Origin of the sequence: Actinokineospora terrae (genome assembly GCF_900111175.1) — a bacterium.
Lineage (GTDB): Bacteria > Actinomycetota > Actinomycetes > Mycobacteriales > Pseudonocardiaceae > Actinokineospora > Actinokineospora terrae.
The window spans coordinates 186,888-210,880 of the sequence record NZ_FOGI01000004.1; the positions used below are offsets into that span (position 1 = coordinate 186,888).

The following is a 23,993-nucleotide window of genomic DNA, read 5'->3' on the forward strand; positions in this document are numbered from 1 at the left end:
CGCGGTAGGTTCCTGTACAGACAAGTCATCGGCAACGGACGGCGGCGGTTCGCCGACCGAACTGTGCGTGAACTCCGGGAGTCGGCGACCGCCGTTTCGACGGGTGCCCGTTCGCGTTCACCGGAGCGGGTGATAGCTTGCCGCGCCGTGGCCCGCCTTGCCGACGGGTCAGGGAGGTAGGACCGCATGTCCGAGCCAGCCGACGACCGCGCTGACGACCCCGCGACCGATCCCGACCACGCGACCGACGTGGACTACCCGGACGACGGCCCGGCCAACCGCCGGTCCCCGTACGCCATCCTGGGTGTCGCGGGCGTGGTGAGCGCGACGGTGTTCGCCGCCGTGGCCGCGTTCGCCGCGGGCGACGGCGAGGACGCCCAGTCCCCCGGCGCCGAGGTCACGGTCAACCAGACGCACACCACGACCCCCACCACGACCACGACGACCGACGCCACCACCACGGGCGTCACCACCACGACGGACCCGACGACCACGGAGTCGACCACCACGACGACCGAGTCGGAGACGACGACCACGACGACCAGCAAGCGTCCCGGTCGGCCGACCACCACCACGACGACCCGGCCGCCCAACCCGGGCACGCCGAGTCCGACGATCAACCCGCCGGTGACCACCACGACGACGACTCCGCCGCCGGTCACGACCACCACGACGACGACTCCGCCGCCCTCGCCGACTCCGTGACCGACGGTGGCGACGTCACCCATTAGTGGTACGTTGCCAAACCGTGACACGTGGACACCATTCCGGCGGTCGCCGTACCCGCTTGGTGCCCGCCGTGCTCGTAGCCCTGGCTGTCGGGGCGGGCACGGCGGGAGTGGCCACCCTGGCGACCGCACCCAGCGTGGGTGACGGGACGCTGGCTTCCCCCGATGAGGCGTCACTCGATCGCGAGATCGCGCTGGTCGAGGGCGCGACGGCGGACCCGAGCGCCGAGTCCACCACGACGGCGCCCACCACGCTGTCGTCGGTGAGCACCACCCCGACGACGACCACCACCACGACGTCCTCGTCCGCGCCGGTCACGACGACCACCACGACGACGGTCAAGCCGACCACCACGCCGCCGAAGCCGACGACGACCAAGCCGCCAGCCCCGGTCGACCCGTCCGCTGCAGGTCAGGTCCTGGCGATCACCAACGACGAGCGGGCGAAGGCCGGGTGCGCGCCGTTGGTGCTCGACGCGCGCCTCAACCAGGCCGCGCAGGCGCACAGCGCGGACATGTCGGCGCAGAACTACTTCTCCCACACCAGCCTCGACGGCCGCACGTTCGTCGACCGGGCGAAGGCGGCCGGGTACCCGAGCCCCGGCGCGGAGAACATCGCCAAGGGGCAGCGGACGGCGGCGGAGGTGATGACCGCGTGGATGAACTCGTCCGGTCACCGCGCCAACATCCTCAACTGCGGGCTGAAGACGATGGGGCTCGGCTTTGTGCAGAACGGGTACTACTGGACTCAGATGTTCGGTAGATAGGCGAGCTCGGTAGATAGGCGAGCTCGGTAGATAGGCGAGCTCGGTAGATAGGCGAGCTCGGTAGATGAGCGAGTTCGGTCGCTAGGTTCAGAGTTCGAAGCGGTAACCCATGCCCGCCTCGGTGATCAGGTGGCGCGGGCGCGAGGGTTCGGGTTCGAGTTTTCGGCGCAACTGGGCCAGGTACACGCGCAGGTAGTGCGTTTCGTTGGCGTAAGCCGGACCCCAGACCTCTTGCAGCAACTGCTTCTGCGCGACCAACCGGCCCCGGTTGCGCGCCAACACTTCCAGGATCCCCCACTCGGTCGGGGTGAGGTGTACTTCCGCGTTGTCGCGGTGGACCTTCTTCGCGGCTAGGTCCACCGCGAAGGACGCCGTTGTCACCACGGCTTCTTCTGTCGCGGGCGTTGTGGTGCCTCTACGCACGGCAGCACGAAGGCGGGCAAGGAGTTCGTCCATCCCGAAGGGCTTGGTGACGTAATCGTCCGCGCCCGCGTCTAGAGCTTTGACCTTGTCGGTGGAGTCGCCTCGTGCGGAGAGAACGATGATGGGTACCGAGGTCCAGCCTCTGAGGCCCTCGATCACTTCGGCGCCATCTATGTCCGGTAGGCCTAGATCGAGGACGACCACATCGGGCTTGCTCTCCGCGGCCGCTCGTAGTGCGGCGGCGCCGTCATGGGCGGTGCGGACGTCGTAGCCGCGCGCCGTGAGGTTGATGCGGAGCGCGCGGACGATCTGGGGTTCGTCGTCGACGACGAGCACGGTGGTCACGGCGGCTCCAGATCAGTGCGGGTCACCCCTCGGTGCATCCTCGCACCACGCGGGCGGTCCGGCCGCAAGAGTGCGCCTCTCGCGGCCGGACCGGTCACGCGTTGATGGAATCCTGACGCCGAGCCCCGCGACGTTGACGCTATTTGGTGGTCGTCGGGGCGGGCGTGGTCGGCGGGGTCGAGGTCGCCGCCGTCGGTGGGACGGCCGCCGAGGTGGGAACCGCTGTGGTGGACGGGGTTGGCGCGGTCGTCGGTTTGGTGTCGGTCGGTTTGGTGTCGGTCGCCTTGGGCGGGAGCGGCACGAACGGCATCCCGGACTCGGGGTCGCAGGTGTGCCGCGGGCCCTGCTGGACCCCGCGCGGCAGCGGGAACCTGTTGACGTAGCCCTCCGACTCGTAGCCGTTCTCGTCGCAGAACCGGCCGAACAGCTTGATCGGGCTGCCGTCCTCGTCGTAGAGGTAGAACTCGGTGATCGCCTTGCCGTCGCCGTCGACCGCGTAGACGTTCCTGAGCGAGGAGCCGTCGTAGGTCAGGCCGCCGGTGCTGTAGACGGGGTAGTAGTCGCGGCTTTCCTGGGAGCCCGAGTCGATGGCGAAGGCCAGCAGGGCGAGCACGACCCCGGCCAGGCAAGCGTTTGCCGCCACCACGACCGGCACCAGCCGCCGGTCCTCCCGCGAGCGCGGCTGCGCCCACGTCACCAGCACGACCACCCCGAGCAGGACGACCGCCGCCTCCCCGCGACTGGCGAACACGGCCACCACGACCAGGCCGATCCGCACCAGCCACCACGCGGGCTTGAGCGAGCGCAGGTAGTCGACCACCCGGTCGGGCAGCCGGGCGAACACGGCCCGCGCCTTGCGCTGACCGAACCGGTACTCCGCCAGCGCCTCGACGTCGGCCGGGCGGACCCGGCCGGTGAACAGCCACACCAGTGCGGGAACCGCGAAGATCACGCACACCCCCAGTGCGGCGAACTGCCCGTTGCGCCCGGCGAGCGCGACCGCCCCGGTGCCGAACGCGACCACGGTCACGAACAGCGTCACCCACAGGGTGTACCGGGCGGCCCACTTGGTGCCGCCGCGCACCGGGATGGGCGGCGGGTACCCGCCCGCGGCCCGCAGCTCCGCCGCGTAGGCCTCCGGGGTGCCCAGCCTGCGGGTCACCTCGTCGGCGTCGCCCGCCTCGGCGAACACCTCGGTGACGTGCGGCTCGACGTCCTCCATCACCTCGGTCAGCTCGTCGGCGGGCAGGTCGGCCAGTGCCGCGCGCACCCGGCCGAGGTAGTCGGCGACCCCGGGCCGCGCCTCCGTCGCGTTCACGCCACGACCCCCTTCGTCAGAATCCCGTCCATCGCCACGGCGAAGGCCCGCCAGTCGCGCTCCGACTCGACCAACCGCTCCCGCCCGGCGTCGTTGACCCCGTAGTACTTGCGGTGCGGCCCCTCATCGCTGGGCACCACGTACGAGGTGAGGAACCCGGCCCGGTACAACCGCCGCAGCGTCCCGTACACCGACGCGTCCCCCACTTCCTCCAACCCCCCACCCCGCAACCGCCGCAGCACGTCGTACCCGTACCCGTCCTCGTCCCGCAGCACGGCCAGCACGGCCAGGTCCAGCACTCCCTTGAGCAACTGACTGGTGTCCACGCGCACCCCCTCCCGCTATCGCACTGTCGACACTATTGCGCATTGCGCACTACCGCGCAAGCCACACCCCCCTGCTCGCTCTCCGGTCCAGCCCTTGCCCCCAGCGCGACGTCTTCCCGCTCGCCCCTCGGCCCGGCCCCGTCGCGCCCCAGCACGACGGCTTCCCCGCTCGCCCTCGACCCACTGGCCCTTTCGCCCTGGTCCGCCGACCCAACCGACTTGACTCGCCAGCCAGAACCCGTGCCCTGTCCCGCACAACGGATTTCTGCTTGTTCGATCAGCCGCGAAGAACACGCTATCGGCCAAATTCTCTCGGCCCGACCAGGATTCTCAGCCCCTCGGCAATTAATCCGCTCGAGCCCTTGACATTCCGCCGCCGCCGGTCCAAAAAAGGACAGGCCCCCACCCACCCGGGGGCCGCCCCGAAGCCAAGATTACGGCAGGCGGCGGGGGTGGAACAAGAGGTCAGGGGCGGGGTGGGGATAACTGGAGGGGATGGGGACAACTGGGAATCGGCAGGTCAGGGCCATAGCGCGGGGCGGGCTGCCGAGGGGGGTCAGGAAGTGGTGGGGCGGGGTTGACAGCGGGGGCACGAAAAAGAGGAGCGGTTCATGAAAGGCTCCCGTTGAATCGCGCGGCCGCAGCGTGGGCACGGAAGGCCCTCTTGGCCATAAGCGTTCAAGGACCGGTCGAAATAGCCCGACTGGCCGTTGATGTTCACGTACAGCGCGTCGAAAGAGGTGCCGCCGACGTCGAGGGCGGCGTTCATGACGGCGGTGGCGGCGTCGAGGAGTTCGCCGGTTTTGCGCGGGGTAAGAGCGTCTGTTGGGCGGGCCCAGTGGAGGCGGGCGTGCCACAGGGCTTCGTCGGCGTAGATGTTGCCGATGCCGGAGACGAGGGTCTGGTCCAAGAGGGCGCGTTTGACCTCGGTGCGACGGCGGCGCAGGGCGGCGATCGCGGCGGTGCGGTCGAAGGCCGGGTCCATGGGGTCACGCGCGATGTGGGCGATCGGGGCGGGGAGCGGCACGCCGTCGACGGTGACCACGGGTTCGACCGAGAGGCCGCCGAAGGTGCGCTGGTCGACGAAGCGGAGTTCGGGGCCGTCGTCGGCGAAGGTCAGCCGGACGCGCAGGTGCTTCTCGTCCGGGGTGCCGGGCGGTTGGACGAGCATCTGGCCGCTCATGCCCAGGTGCGCCAGCACGGCCTCACCGGAACTCAGGTCGACCCACAGGTATTTGCCGCGGCGGCGGGCGGCGACGAGTTCGCGCCCGGCGATGCGGCCGCCGAAGTCGACCGTGCCGGGCAGGTGGCGGCGGATCGCCCGCGGGTGCATGACCTCGACCCGCGACACCACCCGGCCTGCCACGTGGTCCTGCAGGCCGCGCCGGACCACCTCGACCTCGGGGAGTTCAGGCACCGTCGTCTGGGGAGGGTGACTTGACCTTCGCGCTGAGCTCGGTCCACGCCGCTTCCGCGGCCTTCTGCTCGGCTTCCTTCTTGGTCCGGCCGTCGCCGTTGCCGTAACCCTGGCCGTTCACCACGACGATGGCGGTGAACTCCTTGCGGTGGTCCGGGCCCTCTTCGCGGACCCGGTACTCGGGCACGCCGAGACCGGCCGATGCGGTCAGCTCCTGGAGGCTGGTCTTCCAGTCCAGGCCCGCGCCCATCCCCGACGCCGCTTCCAGCTTCGGGTCGAAGTGCCGGTGCACGACCGCCCTGGCGACCTCGATGCCGTGCTCGAGGTACACCGCGCCGATCACGGCCTCCATGCCGTCGGCGAGGATGCTGGCCTTGTCGCGGCCGCCGGTGAGCTCCTCGCCCTTGCCCAGCAGCAGGTGCGCGCCGAGCCCGCCCTCGCCCAGCGTCCTGGCGACGTCGGCCAGCGCGTGCATGTTGACCACGCTCGCGCGCAGCTTCGCCAGGTAGCCCTCGGGGCGGTCGGGGTGCGCCCGGTAGAGGTGGTCGGTCACGACCAGACCGAGCACCGCGTCGCCCAGGAACTCCAGCCGCTCGTTGGGCGGCAGGCCGCCGTTCTCGTACGCGTACGAGCGGTGCGTCAAGGCGAGCACGAGCAGCTCGGCGCCCAACCGGACGCCGAGCGCGTCGAGCAGCGTTTCCGGGTCCGCGCGCGGACCTCGGGACGCTTTACCCCCCATGCCGTGGATCTGCTTCCGCCGGGGTTACGCGGGCTGCGTAACCTGGCGGCCGTTGTACTGGCCGCAGGTGGGGCAGGCGATGTGCTGCGGCTTGGGCGCGCGGCAGGCCTTGTTCGAGCAGCTGACCAGCGACACCGCGGTGGTCTTCCACTGAGAACGGCGCGCGCGGGTGTTCGAACGCGACATCTTCCGCTTGGGGACGGCCACGACTGACTCTCCTCTGCCGAGCTGTTGTGCAGGACGCGGGTGGGGCCTAGTGCCCCTGGTCCTGTTGGGACCGCTCTTGCAGCGCGGCCCACCGAGGGTCAATGGTCTCATGCCGGTGATCCGGCCCGAGATCGGCCCACTTGCCGCCGCACCCCGCGCACAACCCGGGGCAGTCCTCGGCGCACAGCGGCACGTGCGGGACGGCGAGCACGACCGCGTCGCGCACCACCGGCTCCAGGTCGAGCCGCTCGTCGACCAGCCTGCTGACCTCGTCGTCGTCGGTGGTCTCGTCGGTCGTGCTGTCCGGGTAGGCGAACAGCTCGGTGACGCGGACGGTAACCTCGTCGGTGATCGGGTCGAGGCAGCGCGAGCACTCCCCGGCCAGCGGGCCGTCGGCGGTGCCGGTGACCAGCACGCCCTCGACCACCGACTCGAGCAGCAGGTCCAGCTCGACCTCGGCCCCGACCGGCACGCCGATGACGCCCTCGAGGCCGAGGACGTAGGTCGCGGTGGCGGTGCGGCGCACCGACCTGCTCGAGCCGGGGCGCCTGCCCAGCTCGCGGGTATCGATGACCCACGGGCCGGAGAGCACCTGGCGGGACGAGCCCTTGCGGTTCGCGGACATGGCGGTTCTGGTCAGCACCTTCGACGCGGGGGGTTGGCGGTTCTCGTGGCAAGTGGTTGCCTGCCGCGCCGGAGCGCGAGCAGCCGGGTCGGAACACGGCCGCTCTGCCCAAGCACAGCCACGACAGAGTACGCGACGGCGGTGGCCAGCCGGAAATCAGCCGCCGTCGTAGTCGAAGGGCACCGCGGCGGACACGCTCACCGGGCCGCGCAGGCGCGAGCGGCCCTTGCCGACGGTGCGCAGGGTGTGGGTGAGCAGGTCCTCGAACTCGGCGAGCTTGCCGTCGACGTAGGCGTCGCACTCGGCGCGCTGGCGGGCCGCCTCCTCGGCGGTCGCGTCGAGCACGCGGGCGGACTCGGCGTGCGCGGCCTGCACGACCTCGGTCTGGGAGACGAGCCTGCCCTGCTCGAAGCGGCCTTCCTCGATGGCGCGCTCGTAGGACTCGCGACCCGCCTGCAGCATCCGGTCGGCCTCGACCTGGGAGCGGCCGACCAGGCTCTCGTACTCGGCGCGGGCGGCGGCCACGGCGCGGTCGGCCTCGTCGCGGGCGTCGGCCACCAGCCGGTCGGCGTGCGCGGTCGCCTCGGCGATCAGCGACTCGGCCTGGGCGCGGGCGGCGGCGATCGCGTTCTCCGCCTCCATGGTGGCCTTGCTCAGCGCCTGCTCGGACTGGTGCTCGGCGGAGCCGATGATCTCGTCCTTGCGGTCGAGCACGTCCTGGGCGTCGTCGACCTCGGCGGGCAGCGCGTCGCGGATCTCGTCGAGCAGCTCGAGGACGTCGCCGCGGGGCACCACGCAGCCGGAGGTCATCGGCAGGCCCCTGGCCTCCTCCACGATCGTGACCAGCTCATCGATGGCCTCGAAGACCTTGTACACGACTCCTCCTCCGCCCGGTCGCCGTACGGGCACGACACCCCCGCGCGGAGATTCTGCCCGCTCGGCGACGGCCCTCGGGGGACGTGGCCGCCGGCGTGTCCCCCGGCGGCCACGTCGCGACCTCGGTCGGACCCGGTAGGGACTGGTCGGTAGGGACTAGAAGGTGATCAGGCGGAACGAGGCGTAGTGGTCGGAGGTGTAGAAGTACTCACCGCCGTTGCCGGTGACGATGCGGCGGGCGCCCCTGGTCGAGGAGCCGGGGGTCTTGACCGTGTACTCGTGGTAGTAGCCGGTCGAGCAGGCGGGGAGGATCCGCTCGCGGTTCTGGAAGACGACGCCGTCCTGCGGGTACGGGAACGGACCGCCGGCGCGGATAAGACGGTAGGTGTCGGTGGCCTGCGAGGGCAGGCTCGACAGGGCGACGCGGGTGTAAGAGGACGTATTGCCACACGCGGGCTGGGCGGCGGAGACAGGGGTGGCGACCGGGGTCGCGGTTGCCTGTCCGCCGAAGAAGCCGAGCGCGGCGAAGACGAGGGCGAGCACGGCGGTGACGCTCTTGGTCCTGGTCACCTGGGACTGCACAGCGGGGGACTTCACAGCGAGGTTGCTCATTCACCGAAAGTAACCAGGTTGGGTGATCATCAGCTGTCGGTGGCGTGAACCGGGCTGTGGCAGGCTGTGAACGTGCTGATCCGCCCCGCCCGCGCCGAGGACGTCCCCGCGATCGTGGCCATGCTCGCCGACGACCCGCTCGGCGCGACGCGCGAGCAGCCGGGCGACCCGCGCTACGACGAGGCGTACGCCGAGATCGCGGCCGACCCGAGGCAGCTGCTGGTGGTGGCCGAGGTCGACGACGAGGTGGTCGGGACGCTCCAGCTGACGCTGACGCCGGGGCTGTCCCGGTTGGGGGCGACCCGCGCCACGATCGAGGGAGTGCGGGTCCACTCGGCGCACCGCGGCAGCGGACTGGGCCAGGCGCTCATCGAATGGGCGGTGCGCGAGGCCGGGGACCGCGGCGCGATCATGGTGCAGCTGACCACCGACGTGTCCCGCAAGGACGCCCACCGCTTCTACGAACGCCTGGGATTCGTAGCCAGCCACATCGGGATGAAGCTGCCGTTGTAACACTCTCTCCCGCCACCCACCCCCACGTCCCCGCCCGGCATCGTTCCCCAGTTGGCAGCGACGGTCCGGTGTCAGTCGGCGGCCCGGTTCTCGGCCAGGCGGGCGAGGAGTCGCTTGTGCACGGTGGGCGGGAGCAGGTGGGTGACGTCGCCGCCGTAGGTCGCGACCTCCTTGACCAGGGAGCTGGACAGGAAGCTGTTGAGCGGCTTGGTCGGCATGAACATGGTCTCGACGCCGGTGAGGCCCTGGTTCATCTGGGCCATCTGCAGCTCGTAGTCGAAGTCGCTGACCGCGCGCAGGCCCTTGACGATGGCCTGGACGTCGCGTTCGCGGCAGAAGTCGACCAGCAGGCCGTGCCAGGAGTCGACCCGCACGTTGGGCAGGTGCGCCGCGGTCTCGGCCAGCAGCGCCAGCCGTTCGTCGACGGTGAACAGCCCGCGCTTGCTCTTGTTGATCATGACGGCGACCACGACCTCGTCGAACAGGGCGGCGGCCCGCTCGATGATGTCGAGGTGGCCGTTGGTTGGCGGGTCGTATGAGCCCGGGCAGACCGCGCGCGTCATGATCCGGACCGTAGCAGCCGGACCGGCCGCGCACGGGCCGCTGTCACCGCGCTCACCCGGGTCGGTGGGCCGCCCAGTGCACTGTGGTCTCCCCGTAGCGGCGGGAGCGGGTGGGCACCAGCGCGGCGGGCCACCTCGGGTCACCGGACCGGGTGGACCGCTCCACCACGACGGTGGCGTCCTCGGCGAGCCAGCCCACCGCGAGCGCGGCCAGCACCTCCGCCAGCTCCGCGTCGTCGAGGGCGTACGGGGGGTCGGCGAAGACCAGGTCGTAGGGGCGGCCCGGGGGGACGGCGAGCACGCGGTCCACCCGGGAGGCGCGGATGTCGACGCCGGGGAGCGCGACGGTCTCGGCGTTGCGGCGCAGCACGGTCACGGCGGTGCGGTCGTGTTCGACCAGGGTGACCAGGGCGGCGCCGCGGGAGAGGGCTTCCAGACCCAGCGCGCCGGAGCCCGCGTAGAGGTCGAGGACCCTGGCCCCGTCGAGGTCGACCGCGGCGGCGAGCGCGCTGAACAGGGACTCCCTGACCCGGTCGGCGGTGGGCCGCGTCCCCTTGGGCGGCACGGCCAGCCTGCGGCCACCGGCGACGCCCGCCACGATCCTGGTCACCCGGTCATCGTGCCCGACGACCGCCCGCTCGCCGGGAACCGGGTGAGTCCGGGGGCGGTGGGTGGGTGAGGCAGGGGGCGGCGGGCGGGTGAGGCAGGGGGCGGTGGGCGGGTGAGGCACAGCACATCCACCCGGCGACCGATTCACCCGCGCACGCGAACGCGTAATCTCACTCTTCCGTCCGAAGAACACCCCGGGAGAGCTGCGTGTCGGAAACCTCTGTGAGAGAGGCCGAGATCGCGGTCGAGCAGAAGCACGTCGACGTCGTCTACGCCCGCGTCGCCGAGATGCGGCACGAGGCGGAGGCCATGCGCACCCGGGGTGACGCGCTCGCCCACGGCGCGCGCAACGAGGCCGTGTTCGAGCAGGCCGCGATGCTGTTCGAGCGGGACGTGATGGTCCGCCACGCCACCCAGATCCTGCGCACGCTCGACGCCGAGCACGAGGGCCTGGTGTTCGGCCGGTTGGACAGCACCGACGGCGAGACGCAGTACGTCGGCAGGCTTGGGGTGCGCGACGGGGACTTCGAGAACCTGGTGACCGACTGGCGCGCACCCGCCGCGGCGCCGTTCTACCAGGCGACGGCCGAGATGCCGATGCAGGTGATCCGGCGCAGGGTGATCCGCTCGACCGGACAGTCCGTGGTCGACATCGACGACGACCTGCTGATGCCGGAGAGCAGGCTGGACTCGATGGCGGTGGTCGGCGAGGGTGCGCTGATCGCGAGCCTGACCAGGGCGCGCGGCGAGAACATGCGCGACATCGTCGCCACCATCCAGAAGGAGCAGGACGAGGCGATCCGGGCGCCGTGGCGCGGGGTCACCGAGATCACCGGCGGGCCGGGCACCGGCAAGACGGCGGTCGCGCTGCACCGGGTGGCGTACCTGCTCTACCGGGACCGGCGGCGGATGGGCGGCACGGGCGTGCTCGTGGTCGGCCCGTCGCCCGCGTTCACCTCGTACATCTCGCGCGTCCTGCCGTCGATGGGCGAGGACAACGTGGAGCTGCGGTCGCTGTCGGACCTGCTCGACGGCGCGGCGGCGACCAGGGTGGACCCGGCGCCGGTCGCCGCGGTCAAGGGGTCGCTGCAGATGCGCCGGATCCTCAAGCGCGCGATCCGCGAGGCCCCGGTGGACGCGCCGACCGAGCTGCGGATCATGTACCGGGGCGAGGTGCTCAAGCTCGAGGCGCGGGACCTGGTGGGGGTGCGCGCCGCGGTGCACAACGGGCGCAGGCCGCCGAACCAGTCGCGAGTGGACGCCGCGGAGGCGTTGCTGGAAGCGTTGTGGCGCAAGGCGGACTCGTACGAGGACTATCCGGTGAAGCGGGCGGAGCTGATCCGCGACATCGGTGAGCGCATCGATTTCCACAAGTTCGTGGTCATGTGGTGGCAGCTGCTGTCGCCCGCGGAGGTGTTGCGCGGTCTCGCCGACCGCAAGGTGCTGGCGCGGGCCGCCGGGCGGGTGCTCACCCGGTCCGAAGTGGACATGGTGGCGGACTCGTGGACCAAGCCGGGCTGGTCGGTGGCCGACATCGCGCTGCTCGACGAACTGCGCGTGCTGCTGGGCAGGCCCCCGAAGCGGCGCAGGCGGGTGGAGCACGACCCGTTCGCCCCGGTGTCGGTCGCCAGCGGCCGCCGCCAGGACTACGACGAGTACTCCCACATCGTCGTCGACGAGGCCCAGGACCTGTCCCCCATGCAGTGGCGCATGGTCGGCCGCCGCGGCAAGTACGCCAGCTGGACCGTCGTCGGCGACCCGGTGCAGAGCTCCTGGCCGGACCCCGCCGAGGCCCGACAGGCCATGGACGCGGCCTTCGGCGGCCCCCGAACCCAACGCCGCCGCTTCGGCCTGCGCACCAACTACCGCAACTCGGCCGAGATCTTCGACCTGGCAGGCAAGGTAGTCCGCGACGTCGCCACCCCCGACCAACTCCCCCACGCCGTCCGCTCCACCGGCGTCGACCCGATCATCCTGGTCACCACCGCCCTGACGAAGTCCGCGATCGAGTCAGCCCAAGACCTCCTGACCACAGTCGACGGCACAGTAGGCATCATCACCGCCACCAGCCGCGTCGACACCTTGCGCACGGCAGCCGAAGAAGTCGGCAACCCCCGCCTCCGCGTAGTAGACGGCCTGGAGTCGAAGGGCTTGGAGTACGACGCGGTGGTCTTGGTGGAACCGGAGGAGCTCATCCGCGAGTCCTCCACCGGCCCCCGCACCCTCTACGTGGCCTTGACCCGAGCCACCCAACGCCTCACCGTAATCACCTCAAACCCCACCTGGCCCGACTAACCCCTGAACGCTCCGGGCGGCGTAGGAGAGCAGCAGTACCCACGCCTTCACAGACGTTGGCCCACACCCGGCCCTCACAGACGTTGGCCCTCGCGCGCCCCTCTACGACGTTGGCCCTGAATCGCTCCTCGGAGTCGCTGGTGCCAACTGCTCGATGGGGTGGACTTGTTTTGTGTGGGGGAGCAGTGCCCGTAGCGTCGTCCACGCGGCAGGGCCTGCTTTTCGGCCCCTGCTTTGTGGTTCTGCCACGGGTGCTGCCAAGGCCCCGCACAAAACAAGTCCACCCCATCGAGCAAAGCTCAAAACTCGCGCCCAGGCCAATGCCGAAGGCGAGGCGAGATCATCGACGGCGAAGCCGAGACCAAGAGCCGGACTGCCCTCAGCTCAAGATCAACCCACCAAAGCCCCCCCCCGAACTGCCCCAAACGGGCCACCACTTGCACGATCAGGGGTCGCACAAGACTGGATTGACGATTCCCCGAATAGCCCTCACAGCACTATCGAGGCAGTCCCACTAGAGCCGCACACTCTCAACCTGCCAGCGAAACATTTCGTCGACTGCGAACGACTTAGTGTCCGTGCCGATCAACATTGTCGCCATCTGCCTATCGGGCATCGCTCTGATAGCGTCGACCATACTCGCGACGCAGCAACGGAATCTTCAACGAAGGTCGACCTTCCTCCCCGCCTACGTGCTGCTACTCAACGAGTTCCGTTCAGGCGACTTCCACGACAATTATGCATTCATCTGCTCAAAGCTCAGACAGGAGTACGACGCCGAACTGGGCATATCGGGACTTCCCAAGGAGGTCCGAGATGCTGTCTATAGCGTCGCGTACTTCTACCAAGGACTAGCAGTCTTGCGGGGCACGAAGATTCTGGATCCTGAGCTTCTTTCCAGCGTGAACTACCGCGCCGTCAAGCTGTGGCAAGCTATAGAGGTGTTCGTTAAGGCCGAGCGTGAGCTACTCGGAGCAGACAGCATTTCCCCGTTCCGGACACTCGAAAAATACGTATCCGAGACGCAAGCGAGGGGTCGGCGACGGCCAAAGTACTCCGATCTGGACACGCTGTAGCTCCTTGCGCCAAGCGACTTGCCAGCACTCGCGCCACGCTGGGTAGACACCTCTGCGTGGCGGGCGTCTACCGATCATCGACGAAACGCCACCCTGAGGGCCTGCGAAAGAATCGCCACAGCGACCCGAACCGAGTCCGTCGCACAACGCCTCCAGCAAGCTGTTGCGGAGCGAGAGACTGGCAAGCAGTCCTACGGGCCACCCCGCCCCTCAAGCACTCCGCGGCCGAGCATGGTCAGCGAACCACCGCGGCAACTGCGCCCGTCTCCGCAGCCCCAACTTCGGCAGCAACCGCCGCACATGCGTCTCCACCGTCCGGACCCCGATCCGCAGCAGCTCAGCGATCTCCCGATTGCTCAACCCCTGCGCCGCCAGCTCGGCCACTTCCCGCTCCCGAGCAGTGATCTCCAACCACGGATCGTCCACAGTAGACACCTCGGCCAACGCGACAGCCTGCCCCTCAGCCTGCCCCAGCCCAGCCCCGGACTCGAACAGCTCCCGGTACCTAGCCAGCCCCAAAGCACGCAAGCACTGACGCTCAACCTCGGTGTGCAGGTCGCCGAAGGGGGGCATGGCGATGATCTGGACGCCGGTTGTGGTGCGGAGGGTGTGGGTTACGCCGAGGGCTTGGGTGGCGTGGGTGTGGTCCCCCGCGGCGGCGAGGGACCAGGCTATGCCGTGGATGCTCCAGACGGCGCCCCAGCGTTCGTCCCAGGAGCGTTGTTCGGCCAGGGAGCGGCGGAACAGGGTCACCGCCCGGGTCGGGGAGCCGTGGCGGAGTTCGGTGAGGGCCTGGACCCAGCGGGTCCAGCTGGTGGCCCAGGCGGCGCCGTGGGTGGTGGCCTCGGTGTGGATCTCGGCGCTGACCGCGCGGGCCTGGGTGGCGGTGCCGAGGAACGCGGCGGCCATGCCCCAGAACAGGCCCGCCATGTGCGCGGCGCCGCGGCGGCCCGCGGTGGACAGTTCCTGCCTGGCGCGGGCGAGCTGGTGGATGGCGGCCGAGTCGCCGTTGATGACCAGGCGGTGGGTGCCCTCGGCGAAGGCGGTGGCCGGGTCGCGCGGGGCGAGGGCCCGGCAGCGCGCCAGGGCGGCGTCCGCGCGGGCCTTGTCGCCCATGCAGACCGCGATCCAGCACGCGTTCACCGCGGCCTCGACCCGCGGCGGCAGCGGTGAGGACGGCGGCTGCACGGCCAGCAGCTGGTTGAGCCAGTGGTAGCCCTCGCGGATGGTGCCGCGGAAGAACCACACCCGCAGGTTCGCCAGCGCGGCCGCGATGCCCAGGCCCACCACGGCGGTCTCGCCGCCGGTGTCGCTGGCGTACTGCATGGCGGCGCGCAGGTTCGCGAACTCGGCGACCGCGCGGTTGACCCAGTGCAGTTCCCGTTCTCCAGGGGCGAACCACTTCGCGGCCGCCGTGGTGGCGAAGTCGTGGTAGTGCCGCAGGTGCCGGTCGCGCACCTGCGCGGTCTCGCCGCGGTCGGCGAGCCGCTCCCCCGCGTACTGCCTGGTCGTCTCCAGCATCCGGTAGCGGGCGACGCCGTCCTCGCCGCAGCGGTCCAGCACGGACTTCTGGATCAGACCGTCCACCAGGTCGAGCACCCGGTCCCTGGTGATCACCGCGCCGTCCGCGCAGACGTCCTCGGCCGCGTCGAGGTCGAACCCGGCCTCGAACACCGAGAGCCGCTCCCAGGCGAGCTGCTCCTGCACGTCGCAGAGGCGGTGGGTGCAGTCGAGGACCCCGACCAGCGCGCGGTGGTGCGGGGCCAGGTCACGCCGCCGCGACGCCAGGACCGTGAACGCGCTGTCGAGCCGGTGCGCCAACTGCCCGACGGTCAGCGTCCGCAGCCGGGCGGCGGCCAGGGTCGTGGCCAGCGGCAGGCCGTCGAGCCTGCGCACCAGGTGGACCACGTCGGCCAGGTTGGCGGCGGTGACGGCGAAGTCCGGGGTGGCCTCACCGGCCCGGTCGACCAGCAGCCGCACCGAGTCGGTCGCCAGCACGTCCGCCAGCGCGGCGCCGGGTGCGGGCAGTGCCAACGGTTCCAACCGGTACAGCCGCTCCCCCGGCACGTGCAGCGGCGCGATCCGGCTCGTCGCGACCACCCGCAGCGCGGGGGCGCTGGCCAGCAGCGCGGCGGCCAGGTCGGCGACCTCGCCTGCCAGGTGCTCGCAGTTGTCCAGCACCAGCAAGGCGGCGCGCTCGCCGAAGTGGTCCACCAGGGCCGCCAGCGGGGGCCGCGCGGAGTGGTCGCGGACACCGACCGAGTCGGCGACGACCGTCGCGAGGAGACCGGGGTCGGCCACCTGGGTGAGGTCGGCGAAGTGCACCGGCGCCGGGTAGTCCGGCACCATCCGGCGCACCAGCTCGGTCTTCCCGACGCCACCGGCGCCGTGGACGGTCAGCATCCTGGTGGCGCGCACGCGGTCGGCGAGCAGGCGCAGGTCGCGGTCCCGGCCGACGAACGTCGAGACCGGAACGCGCCGCGCCGCGGTCAGCTCGTCCCCAGTGGCCACCAAGCCACCCTAGGCCGATCGCCCGGCGGGCCGCCCGACGCCGCAGCCCACCCCCAAGCGCGCACCACGGGCTGGGAGCAGGCGGCCCGCACCAGCACCCCGACCCCCGGATGTCTACTCGGCGGCGGCGCCGCACTCCACCGCCACGGCGGCCCCGGAGCGGGTGCGGGCGCATTGGCCTGGGCTTTCACCGCGTCCTGGGAGCCAGGTCACGCCCGGGGTACGTAGTTTCCCGGACAGGCAGCACCCCACCGCCCCGCTGTCGTCAACGGGTGCGGTGGGGTGCGGACCGGCAGTTTCCTAGGCGAGCACGACGAGCAAGTCGCCGCCTTCGACTTGCTGGACGGCGCCGATCGCGAGTCGGGTCACGGTGCCCGCCTTCGGGGCGGTGATCGCGGCCTCCATCTTCATCGCCTCGATGGTCGCGACGGTCGCGCCCGCCTCGACCGCGTCGCCCTCGGCCACCGCGAGGGTGACCACGCCCGCGAACGGGGCGGCGACGTGGTTGGCGTTGGACCGGTCGGCCTTCTCCGCGGCGGGCAGGTCCGAGGCGACCGAGCGGTCGCGGACCTGGATCGGGCGGAGCTGGCCGTTGAGGGTGGCCAGGACCGTCCGCATGCCGCGCTCGTCGGCCTCGGCGACCGCCTCCAGTTCCAGCAGCAGCGTCACGCCGCGGTCGAGCTCGACGGCGTACTCCTTGCCCTGCTGCAGGCCGAAGAAGAAGTCCTTGCTGGCCAGCACGCTGGTGTCGCCGTACTGGTCGCGGTGGGCCAGGTACTCCTTGGTGGGGCCGGGGAACAGCAGCCGGTTGAGGGTCGCGCGGCGGTCCTCGGCCAGGCCGGTGCGGTCGGCCTCGGTCAGCTCGGCGACGCCCTTGGGCGCGGGGCGGCCCTTGAGCGCCTTGCTGCGGAACGGCTCCGGCCAGCCACCGGCCGGGTCGCCCAGCTCGCCGTGCAGGAAGCCGACGACGGAGTCCGGGATGTCGAAGCGGCCCGGGTCGGCCTCGAACTCCTTGGGGTCGACGTTCGCGCCGACCAGGTGCAGCGCCAGGTCGCCGACGACCTTGGAGGACGGGGTGACCTTGACCAGGCGGCCCAGCATCCGGTCCGCGGCGGCGTAGATGGTCTCGATGTCCTCGAACCGGTCGCCGAGGCCGAGCGCGACGGCCTGGGTGCGCAGGTTCGACAGCTGACCGCCGGGGATCTCGTGGTGGTAGACGCGGCCGGTCGGCGCGGGCAGGCCCGCCTCGAACGGCGCGTACACCCGGCGCACGGTCTCCCAGTAGGGCTCCAGGTCCGACACCGCCTGCAACGACAGGCCGGTCTCCCGGTCGCTGTGGTCGGTGGCGGCCACGATCGCCGACAGCGACGGCTGCGACGTGGTGCCCGACAACGACGCGACGGCACCGTCCACGGCGTCCACACCGGACTGGATGGCGGCCAGGTAGGTGGCCAGCTGCCCGCCTGCGGTGTCGTGGGTGTGCAGGTGGACCGGGAGGTCGAACTCCTTGCGCAGCGCGGTGATCAGCCGGGCCGCGGCGGGCGGGCGCAGCAGGCCCGCCATGTCCTTGACGGCGAGCACGTGCGCGCCTGCGCCGACGATCTGCTCGGCCAGCTTGAGGTAGTAGTCGAGGGTGTAGAGCTGCTCGGCCGGGTCCGACAGGTCGGCGGTGTAGCAGAGGGCGACCTCGGCGATCGCGGTGCCGGTCTCGCGGACCGCCTCGATCGCGGGCCGCATCTGCTCGACGTCGTTGAGGGCGTCGAAGATGCGGAAGATGTCGATGCCGGTGTCGGTGGCCTCGCGGACGAACGCGTCGGTCACCTCCGTCGGGTACGGGGTGTAGCCGACGGTGTTGCGGCCGCGCAGCAGCATCTGCAGGCAGATGTTGGGCACCGCCTCGCGCAGCGCCGCCAGCCGCTCCCACGGGTCCTCGGCGAGGAAGCGCAGCGCGACGTCGTAGGTGGCGCCGCCCCAGCACTCCACGGAGAACAGCTCGGGGGTGGTGCGGGCGACGTGCGGCGCGACGGCCAGCAGGTCCTTGGTGCGGACCCGGGTCGCCAGCAGCGACTGGTGCGCGTCGCGGAAGGTCGTGTCGGTGACGCCCACCCGCGTGTTCTCGCGCATCCAGCGGGCGAAGCCCTCCGGGCCGAGCTCGACGAGCTTCTGCTTGGTGCCCGCGGGCGGCTCGGCGGCCAGGTCCACCGCGGGCAGCTTCTCCCTCGGGTCGATCACGTGCGGGCGCGGGCCGTGCGGCTTGTTCACCGTGACGTCGGCGAGGTAGGTCAGCAGCCGGGTGGCGCGGTCGGCGGAGCTGCGCGCGGTCAGCAGGTGCGGGCGCTGCTCGATGAACGCGGTGGTGACCCGGCCCGCGACGAAGTCCTCGTCGTCGAGCACGGCCTGCAGGAACGGGATGTTGGAGGCCACGCCGCGGATGCGGAACTCGGCGACGGCCCGCTTGGCCCTGCGCACCGCGGCCGGGAAGTCGCGGCCGCGGCAGGTGAGCTTCACCAGCATCGAGTCGAAGTGGGCGCTGACCTCGGCGCCCGCCGCGGTGCCGCCGTCGAGGCGGATGCCGCTGCCGCCGGGCGAGCGGTAGGCGCTGATCATGCCGGTGTCCGGGCGGAAGCCCTTGGCGGGGTCCTCGGTGGTGATCCGGCACTGCAGCGCGGCGCCGCGCAGGTAGATGTCGTCCTGGGTGAGGCCCAGGTCGGTGAGGGTCTCCCCGGAGGCGATGCGCAGCTGCGACTGCACCAGGTCGACGTCGGTGACCTCCTCGGTGACCGTGTGCTCGACCTGGATGCGCGGGTTCATCTCGATGAAGACGTGGTTGCCGCGGGTGTCGAGCAGGAACTCGACGGTGCCCGCGTTCTGGTAGCCGATGTGGCGGGCGAAGGCCACCGCGTCGGCGCAGATGCGGTCGCGCAGCGCGGGGTCGAGGTTGGGCGCGGGCGCGATCTCGATGACCTTCTGGTGGCGGCGCTGCAGCGAGCAGTCCCGCTCGTAGAGGTGGATCACGTTGCCCGCGCCGTCGGCGAGGATCTGCACCTCGATGTGCCGCGGGTCGAGCACGGCCTGCTCCAGGAACACCGTGGCGTCGCCGAAGGCCGACTCGGCCTCGCGCATGGCCGCTTCCAGCGACTCGCGCAGCGTCGAGGCGTCCTCGACCCGGCGCATGCCGCGGCCACCGCCGCCGGCGACGGCCTTGACGAAGATCGGGAACCCGATCTCCTCGGCCGAGGTCAGCAGCGCCTCGACGTCGGTGGACGGCGCGGTGGAGCGCAGCACCGGCAGCCCGGCCTCGCGGGCGGCGGCGATGGCGCGCGCCTTGTTGCCGGTGAGCTCCAGGATGTCGGCGTCGGGGCCGACGAAGGTGATCCCGGCCTCGGCGCAGGCCCTGGCCAGCTCCGGGTTCTCGGAGAGGAAGCCGTAGCCGGGGTAGACCGCGTCGGCACCCGCCTTGCGCGCGGCCTTCACGATCTCCTCGACGGAGAGGTAGGCGCGCACGGGGTGACCGGGCTCGCCGATCTCGTAGGCCTCATCGGCCTTCATCCGGTGCGGGGAGTTGCGGTCCTCGTAGGGGAAGACCGCGACAGTCCCAGCGCCGAGTTCGTACCCGGCTCGGAACGCCCGGATGGCGATCTCGCCTCGGTTGGCGACGAGCACCTTGCGGAACATGCCCGGTTACCTCCTGCTACCTGGAGAAGTCGGTCGGAGGAGATTATCCCGGATGTCCCACGCGTCGGGAACATAGTCCCACGTGACAGGCGCCATCCTGATCGATCGGGATTCTAGGTTTTCCGCCGCTTCGAGCCGGTTCTGGGAAGATTTGCGCCCCGATCGGCCCCTTGTCTCGGCGGCACCGATTAACGGGCGTTCACCGCGCGGGCCGCACCACGATCTCACGGACGGCGGTCCCAGTCGAGTCGGGACCGAACAGCACCCGCACCTGCCCGGCGACGATCCCGCGGGCGGCCACGTCGGTGTACTCGCCGCCCAGCCTGCCCACGGTGCGCCAGGTCCCGCCCCCGTCGCGGACCTGCACCGGGGTGCCCTGGTGGGTGCCGCGGTCGGCGAGCACCACGATCCGGTCGACCGGCTGGTCGACGCCCAGGTTGACCACCACGGGCCCGCCCGCGACCCGGTAGGCCGTGGTGGCGTCGCCGTCGGTGGCGGCGTCGGCGGGGGCGGGCCGCACCGAGACCTCCCGCACGGCCAGCCAGTGCCGCTGGCCCGCGGTGGCGCGCAACCGCAGGTAACGAACATCACGCGGGTCCGGGCCCAGGGTGGCGGTCACAGTGGGCAAACCGGGCAGCTGCCGCACGGTCGTCCAGGCGACGCCGTCGACCGAGCCCTCCAGCACCCCGGCGCGCAGGAAGTCGCGCGGGCGGCTGGCGGTGCCCATGGCCACCGCGACGCCCTGGACCGGGCGGACCCGGCCGAGGTCGAGCACGAACTGGGTGCCGGGCCGGGGCGCGCCGTCGCTCCAGTAGAAGGTCGCGGCGTCGCCATCGGTCATCCTGGCTGCCACGTGACCGGCGTAGGCGGCCGGCGCCGTCGACACCGGTGCCTGCCGGGTCAGGCCGAACGCGCGGTCGGAGGCGGTGAGCGCGGCGCCGACGAAGGCGGCGTGCCGGAGCGGGGCCGGGGCGCCGAGCAGGTCGAGCCGCTCGCACCAGGCGCGCCGCTGGTCGCCTGCCGAGTGCGCGGCGAGCATCCGCACCGCCCGGCGCGCCTGGTCGCTGGACGGGCCCTCGGCGCGCAGCAGGGCGTCGAGGATCGCCGAGACCTTGCGGGTGTCGTCGCCCGCCGAGTAGGCCGCCCAGAAGCGGGCCATGGCGCCGGGCAGGTCGACCGGGGCCTCGCGGACGCTGCCGCGCGGGACGAACCGGTCGGGCTCGGGGTCGGCCGACGCGGGGACCGGGCTGGTGCCGAGCGCGGCGCCGACGACGGTCAGCAGCACGGCGAACGGCATGCCGCGCGGCCGCCTCCCACCTGGGGGCACGGTGGATCCTCTCGGTCAGGACGACACGCGTCCCGTCGAACGTGACGTGCGGCGGGTCCGCGCGCGAGGCCCCCAGGCCGGACACACCGGCGGGGATGCTGCCGGCACCGGGGCGGTCGCGCCAGGGGTCTCACCCGGACGGCCGCGCCGGTGCGGCAACCGGCTCAGCGGGTGAACGGTCCGGTGTAGAGGATCCGATCCGGTGTGTTCACGGGGAGTTCGCACACGCCGGTGCTCGCGGCGCGCACGAGCGCCGTCTGCACGCCCGCCGGGGTGAGGGTCGGGTCGGCGGCCAGGCGCAGCGCGGCGGCGCCGGTGGTGTGGGCCGCGGCGAGCGAGGTGCCGCTGAGCGTGGCCTTGGCGTCGTTGGCGGTGATCCAGGGTCCGACGATGCCGACACCGGGCGCGTACAGGTCGACCGCGGGGCCCGAGTTGGAGTTCACCGCGGCGCAGTCGGTCTTGGTGAGACTGGCCGAGGTGATGGCCTCGGTGACCCGCGCCGGGGAGACCGATCCCGCCTGGCCACCAGAGGATCCGGCGGGCACGGAGTAGGTGATGCCCGCCGTGATGGACGCGCGCACGGCGGCGTCGAGCGCCTGGTTCGCGGGGCCGCCGAGGCTCATGTTCACCACGGACGGACCGGCGGCGTTGGCGGTGATCCAGTCGATCCCCGCGATGACACCGGAGACACTGCCGGAGCCGTTCCTGTCCAGCACCCGCACTGGGACGAGCTTGACACCTTTTGCCAGCCCGTAGTCTTTACCGCCCACGACGCCCGCGAGGAACGTGCCGTGGCCGTTCAGGTCATCGGGATCGTTGTCGTTGTCGACGAAGTCACGGCCGCCGCGGACCCGGCCGCCGAAGTCGACGTGGGTCGCGCGGACGCCGGTGTCGAGGATGAACGCGGTGACGGTGTCGGCGAGGGTGTCGTAGCGGTAGCGCTTGTCCAGCGGGAGCTTGCGCTGGTCGACCCGGTCAAGGCCCCAGGACGGGGGGTTGGGTTGCCCGCCGAGGGCCCGCACGGGGCTGTCGGGGACGACGTAGGCGACCGCGGGGTCGGCGGCCAGTGCTTTCGCGCCCGAACCGGTGAGGCGCGCGGAGAAACCCGTGAGGGCGGCGGTGTACCGGTGGTCCACGCGGGCGTCGTAGCGGTCGGCCAGGGCGGTGACCCTGGTGCCGAACTCCGCTGCCTCGGTTGGGCGTAAGACGACGACGTAGCCCTGGGTCGGGGCGGGCGCCGCGGTCGCGGTCGGGGTGAAGGACATGGCGGTGGCAGTCAGGGCCGTGGCGCTCAGAAGGGCGAAGAGCCCGGCGCGCACCACTCGCCCGGAAGTTCCGGTAGATCCGCTGTGCGGGGAGATGTCCATCCGCAATTCGGTACTGGGGCACCTGGTCCGCGGCAAGGTTCACCAGTTGCCACGCCCCGGTGATCCCTTTCGCGGTCAGCCGCCGATCGGCCACACGGTGGTCCAGACAATTGCACGGACCAGGTCGCGGGGCGCCCAACCGGAGGCGCGGGAATCGTCGGAACCGCCGGGGTTGTCGCCGAGCAGGAACAGTTTCCCGGCGGGCACCAGGGCATCGGCGGCGACGGGCGCGGCCTTTCCATCTGGGCCGCAGCACTCGACCGGCTTGGCACCCCAGTCGGCCGCGGTGGGAATGGCGCGCCATTCGCTCTCGCCCGCGGGGAGCACCCGGACCACCGGACCGGGATCAATGCGCACGCGGTCTCCCGCGACGGCGATGACGCGCTTGACGACCAGCGGGCCGTCGGCGCTGAACCGGGTCGCCACGACGTCACCGCGCTCGACGTCGTCGGGGCCGAGGAAGGGGTGCGGCAGCACGCGGTCACCGTCGTGGAAGGTCGGTTCCATGCTCCCGCCGGTGATCGGGATCGCGAGCACCGCGACGGCGACGACGGCCGCGACGACGAACGCGCCGAGCACCCCGGTCACCACCCCGACCACCCGCCAGACCCGGATTCCCACGCGCGTGAGGTTACCTCACAGTAGTACTTATCAAAACGTTACATATCGACGCAGAGTGACTGGTGTCACGAGCGACACGACGGCGTTGATCTGCCCGCGGGGCACTGACCATTGAGATCACTCGCAATCTTTGTCTACCGACCTCACGGTGTGTAGCTGTTACGTCCAAGTAACTGTGACCCAAGGTCACAAACTACGGCGACTGGCCCCTTGTCGGTACCCGACGCCGTTTGCCATGGTGTCCCCCACCACCGGGGCGGACGGGCTCCCGCGCAGGTCAGCACGGGTCTGCCCGCCGCGGCCGGTGCCCGATCACAGCTGGGAGCGCCGATGCCCCGACCGGAGCACAGCCGACTGCGGGCCGCGCTGCGCGCCTGGAACGAGCGGATGCGGGCCGAGGCCGGAGGACCCCGCAACGGCACCAGGTGGGGTCGCAGCACCCTCGTCGCGCTGCCCGCCGCCGCGCTGACCACCGCGCTGGGCGTGGCGATGGCCCAGGGCGCGCTCGCGGCCAACTTCTTCGTCGCGGGCCAGCCGTTCACGCTGCGCTCCGACCAGGTCAACGGCAGCGGGTTCGCCGCGTTCCTGCACAGCAGGCAACTCGCGGACGGCAGCCAGGCGGGCAGGGGCGAGGCGATGGCGCGCGCCGGGTTCCAGTCGGCCAAGCTCGACGGCCTGTGCGCGGTGATCCACCAGACGATCCTCGGGCTGCCCTACACGCTCAAGCTCAACGCGGGCTCCCCCGTCGACGGCACGCCCAACGGCGGGCCCGACGTCATCGACGCCTACAACCTGATCCTGGAGGCGAAAGCCGTGCAGGGCACGCAGAGCCAGTTCTCCGAGATGGTGCTGGGCAAGACCGCCCACCAGGTGCAGATGGGCGGGCAGCCGCTCGACGGCGGCACGGTCGGCGCGTTCGGCCTGGAGGCGGGCGTGGTGCAGGTGACCGGCCTGACCGCCGACGCCTACACCGCGGAGATCAGCGGCAACATCACGCTGCCGAGGCTGAACCTGGGCATCGTGCCCGGCACCGTCAACTGCTAGGGGGCAGGC

Annotated in this window: 22 protein-coding genes; 6 read left to right on the forward strand and 16 right to left on the reverse strand. The window is 71.4% G+C overall.

Translation table 11 applies throughout. The features are described 5' to 3' along the window. Positions 1 to 186 precede the first annotated feature (186 nt). Both BMY07_RS34240 and BMY07_RS09395 read left to right on the forward strand, forming a co-directional pair. Positions 187 to 705, forward strand: a complete 519-nt coding sequence (locus tag BMY07_RS34240) for a hypothetical protein (RefSeq protein WP_177215508.1) — start codon at positions 187 to 189, stop codon at positions 703 to 705. A gap of 43 nt (positions 706 to 748) precedes the next feature. Continuing rightward, entirely contained in the window at positions 749 to 1,495 is a 747-nt protein-coding gene (locus tag BMY07_RS09395; protein ID WP_245782291.1) for a CAP domain-containing protein, read from the forward strand. A gap of 87 nt (positions 1,496 to 1,582) precedes the next feature. Here BMY07_RS09395 and BMY07_RS09400 read toward each other — a convergent pair whose 3' ends face one another. From BMY07_RS09400 to BMY07_RS09440, 9 genes are all read right to left on the reverse strand, one after another. After that, the gene (locus BMY07_RS09400) at positions 1,583 to 2,263 is read right to left on the reverse strand and encodes a response regulator (protein ID WP_092776594.1); all 681 of its coding nucleotides are present in this window, start codon (positions 2,261 to 2,263) and stop codon (positions 1,583 to 1,585) included. 139 nt (positions 2,264 to 2,402) lie between these two features. Next, positions 2,403 to 3,581 (reverse strand): DUF1700 domain-containing protein, encoded by a 1,179-nt coding sequence (locus BMY07_RS34245; RefSeq protein WP_092776596.1) that lies wholly within the window; start codon positions 3,579 to 3,581, stop codon positions 2,403 to 2,405. Further along, a complete protein-coding gene (locus tag BMY07_RS09410) occupies positions 3,578 to 3,907 on the reverse strand; it encodes a PadR family transcriptional regulator (protein ID WP_092777298.1) in 330 nt (109 codons plus the stop codon). The genes BMY07_RS34245 and BMY07_RS09410 overlap by 4 nt, the downstream gene beginning before the upstream one ends. 556 nt (positions 3,908 to 4,463) lie before the next feature. Beyond that, complete coding sequence (mutM, locus tag BMY07_RS09415; RefSeq protein WP_092776598.1) at positions 4,464 to 5,324, reverse strand: bifunctional DNA-formamidopyrimidine glycosylase/DNA-(apurinic or apyrimidinic site) lyase; 861 nt, start codon at positions 5,322 to 5,324, stop codon at positions 4,464 to 4,466. Then, positions 5,317 to 6,063 carry a ribonuclease III gene (gene rnc, locus BMY07_RS09420; protein WP_092776600.1) on the reverse strand — a complete coding sequence of 249 codons (747 nt, stop codon included), beginning with the start codon at positions 6,061 to 6,063 and terminating at the stop codon, positions 5,317 to 5,319. The genes mutM and rnc overlap by 8 nt, the downstream gene beginning before the upstream one ends. 24 nt (positions 6,064 to 6,087) lie before the next feature. Beyond that, positions 6,088 to 6,270 carry a 50S ribosomal protein L32 gene (gene rpmF / locus BMY07_RS09425; RefSeq protein WP_092776602.1) on the reverse strand — a complete coding sequence of 61 codons (183 nt, stop codon included), beginning with the start codon at positions 6,268 to 6,270 and terminating at the stop codon, positions 6,088 to 6,090. A gap of 46 nt (positions 6,271 to 6,316) precedes the next feature. Beyond that, positions 6,317 to 6,895, reverse strand: a complete 579-nt coding sequence (locus BMY07_RS09430; protein ID WP_092776604.1) for a YceD family protein — start codon at positions 6,893 to 6,895, stop codon at positions 6,317 to 6,319. A 156-nt stretch (positions 6,896 to 7,051) separates the two neighbouring features. Next, entirely contained in the window at positions 7,052 to 7,771 is a 720-nt protein-coding gene (locus BMY07_RS09435; protein WP_092776606.1) for a DivIVA domain-containing protein, read from the reverse strand. 156 nt (positions 7,772 to 7,927) lie between these two features. Further along, on the reverse strand, positions 7,928 to 8,383 hold the full coding sequence (locus BMY07_RS09440) for a guanyl-specific ribonuclease (RefSeq protein WP_092776608.1): 456 nt from the start codon (positions 8,381 to 8,383) through the stop codon (positions 7,928 to 7,930). 72 nt (positions 8,384 to 8,455) lie between these two features. Here BMY07_RS09440 and BMY07_RS09445 point away from each other — a divergent pair, with 72 nt between their 5' ends. Continuing rightward, entirely contained in the window at positions 8,456 to 8,896 is a 441-nt protein-coding gene (locus BMY07_RS09445; RefSeq protein WP_218150636.1) for a GNAT family N-acetyltransferase, read from the forward strand. A gap of 71 nt (positions 8,897 to 8,967) precedes the next feature. Here the strand turns inward: BMY07_RS09445 and coaD are convergent, their stop codons facing one another. Next, the gene (coaD, locus tag BMY07_RS09450) at positions 8,968 to 9,459 is read right to left on the reverse strand and encodes a pantetheine-phosphate adenylyltransferase (RefSeq protein WP_092776610.1); all 492 of its coding nucleotides are present in this window, start codon (positions 9,457 to 9,459) and stop codon (positions 8,968 to 8,970) included. 52 nt (positions 9,460 to 9,511) lie between these two features. Next, the gene (gene rsmD, locus BMY07_RS09455) at positions 9,512 to 10,069 is read right to left on the reverse strand and encodes a 16S rRNA (guanine(966)-N(2))-methyltransferase RsmD (protein WP_092776612.1); all 558 of its coding nucleotides are present in this window, start codon (positions 10,067 to 10,069) and stop codon (positions 9,512 to 9,514) included. A gap of 206 nt (positions 10,070 to 10,275) precedes the next feature. Between rsmD and BMY07_RS09460 the strand changes: the two genes are divergently transcribed. Then, entirely contained in the window at positions 10,276 to 12,363 is a 2,088-nt protein-coding gene (locus BMY07_RS09460) for a HelD family protein (RefSeq protein ID WP_092776613.1), read from the forward strand. A 578-nt stretch (positions 12,364 to 12,941) separates the two neighbouring features. After that, positions 12,942 to 13,439, forward strand: coding sequence for a DUF4760 domain-containing protein (locus BMY07_RS33590; protein WP_177215509.1), 498 nt, complete (start codon positions 12,942 to 12,944; stop codon positions 13,437 to 13,439). A 210-nt stretch (positions 13,440 to 13,649) separates the two neighbouring features. On the opposite strand, the gene BMY07_RS09465 is transcribed toward BMY07_RS33590, so the two are convergent. The 5 genes from BMY07_RS09465 to lepB all read right to left on the reverse strand — a co-directional run bounded on the left by BMY07_RS09465 (position 13,650) and on the right by lepB (position 22,940). Further along, complete coding sequence (locus BMY07_RS09465; RefSeq protein ID WP_092776615.1) at positions 13,650 to 15,950, reverse strand: ATP-binding protein; 2,301 nt, start codon at positions 15,948 to 15,950, stop codon at positions 13,650 to 13,652. Positions 15,951 to 16,250: 300 nt separating this feature from the next. Further along, positions 16,251 to 19,625, reverse strand: coding sequence for a pyruvate carboxylase (locus tag BMY07_RS09470; protein WP_092776617.1), 3,375 nt, complete (start codon positions 19,623 to 19,625; stop codon positions 16,251 to 16,253). 199 nt (positions 19,626 to 19,824) lie between these two features. Continuing rightward, on the reverse strand, positions 19,825 to 20,952 hold the full coding sequence (locus BMY07_RS09475; RefSeq protein ID WP_143073417.1) for a discoidin domain-containing protein: 1,128 nt from the start codon (positions 20,950 to 20,952) through the stop codon (positions 19,825 to 19,827). 164 nt (positions 20,953 to 21,116) lie between these two features. Then, positions 21,117 to 22,217 (reverse strand): S8 family peptidase, encoded by a 1,101-nt coding sequence (locus BMY07_RS09480; protein WP_245782292.1) that lies wholly within the window; start codon positions 22,215 to 22,217, stop codon positions 21,117 to 21,119. Positions 22,218 to 22,394: 177 nt separating this feature from the next. Continuing rightward, complete coding sequence (gene lepB / locus BMY07_RS09485) at positions 22,395 to 22,940, reverse strand: signal peptidase I (protein WP_092776623.1); 546 nt, start codon at positions 22,938 to 22,940, stop codon at positions 22,395 to 22,397. Between the two features lie 330 nt (positions 22,941 to 23,270). On the opposite strand from lepB, the gene BMY07_RS09490 reads away from it, so the two are divergent. Beyond that, positions 23,271 to 23,984, forward strand: a complete 714-nt coding sequence (locus BMY07_RS09490) for a DUF6230 family protein (RefSeq protein WP_092776625.1) — start codon at positions 23,271 to 23,273, stop codon at positions 23,982 to 23,984. The last annotated feature ends 9 nt before the right edge of the window (positions 23,985 to 23,993 follow it).

Bases quoted from the DNA above. Each gene is read 5' to 3' on its own strand.
- BMY07_RS09470 (WP_092776617.1), bottom strand. From the start codon at position 19,625: ATGTTCCGCAAGGTGCTCGTCGCCAACCGAGGCGAGATCGCCATCCGG.
- rnc (WP_092776600.1), bottom strand. From the start codon at position 6,063: ATGGGGGGTAAAGCGTCCCGAGGTCCGCGCGCGGACCCGGAAACGCTG.
- coaD (WP_092776610.1), bottom strand. From the start codon at position 9,459: ATGACGCGCGCGGTCTGCCCGGGCTCATACGACCCGCCAACCAACGGC.
- BMY07_RS09440 (WP_092776608.1), bottom strand. From the start codon at position 8,383: ATGAGCAACCTCGCTGTGAAGTCCCCCGCTGTGCAGTCCCAGGTGACC.
- BMY07_RS09480 (WP_245782292.1), bottom strand. From the start codon at position 22,217: ATGTCCTTCACCCCGACCGCGACCGCGGCGCCCGCCCCGACCCAGGGC.
- BMY07_RS09430 (WP_092776604.1), bottom strand. From the start codon at position 6,895: ATGTCCGCGAACCGCAAGGGCTCGTCCCGCCAGGTGCTCTCCGGCCCG.
- BMY07_RS34240 (WP_177215508.1), top strand. From the start codon at position 187: ATGTCCGAGCCAGCCGACGACCGCGCTGACGACCCCGCGACCGATCCC.
- BMY07_RS09490 (WP_092776625.1), top strand. From the start codon at position 23,271: ATGCCCCGACCGGAGCACAGCCGACTGCGGGCCGCGCTGCGCGCCTGG.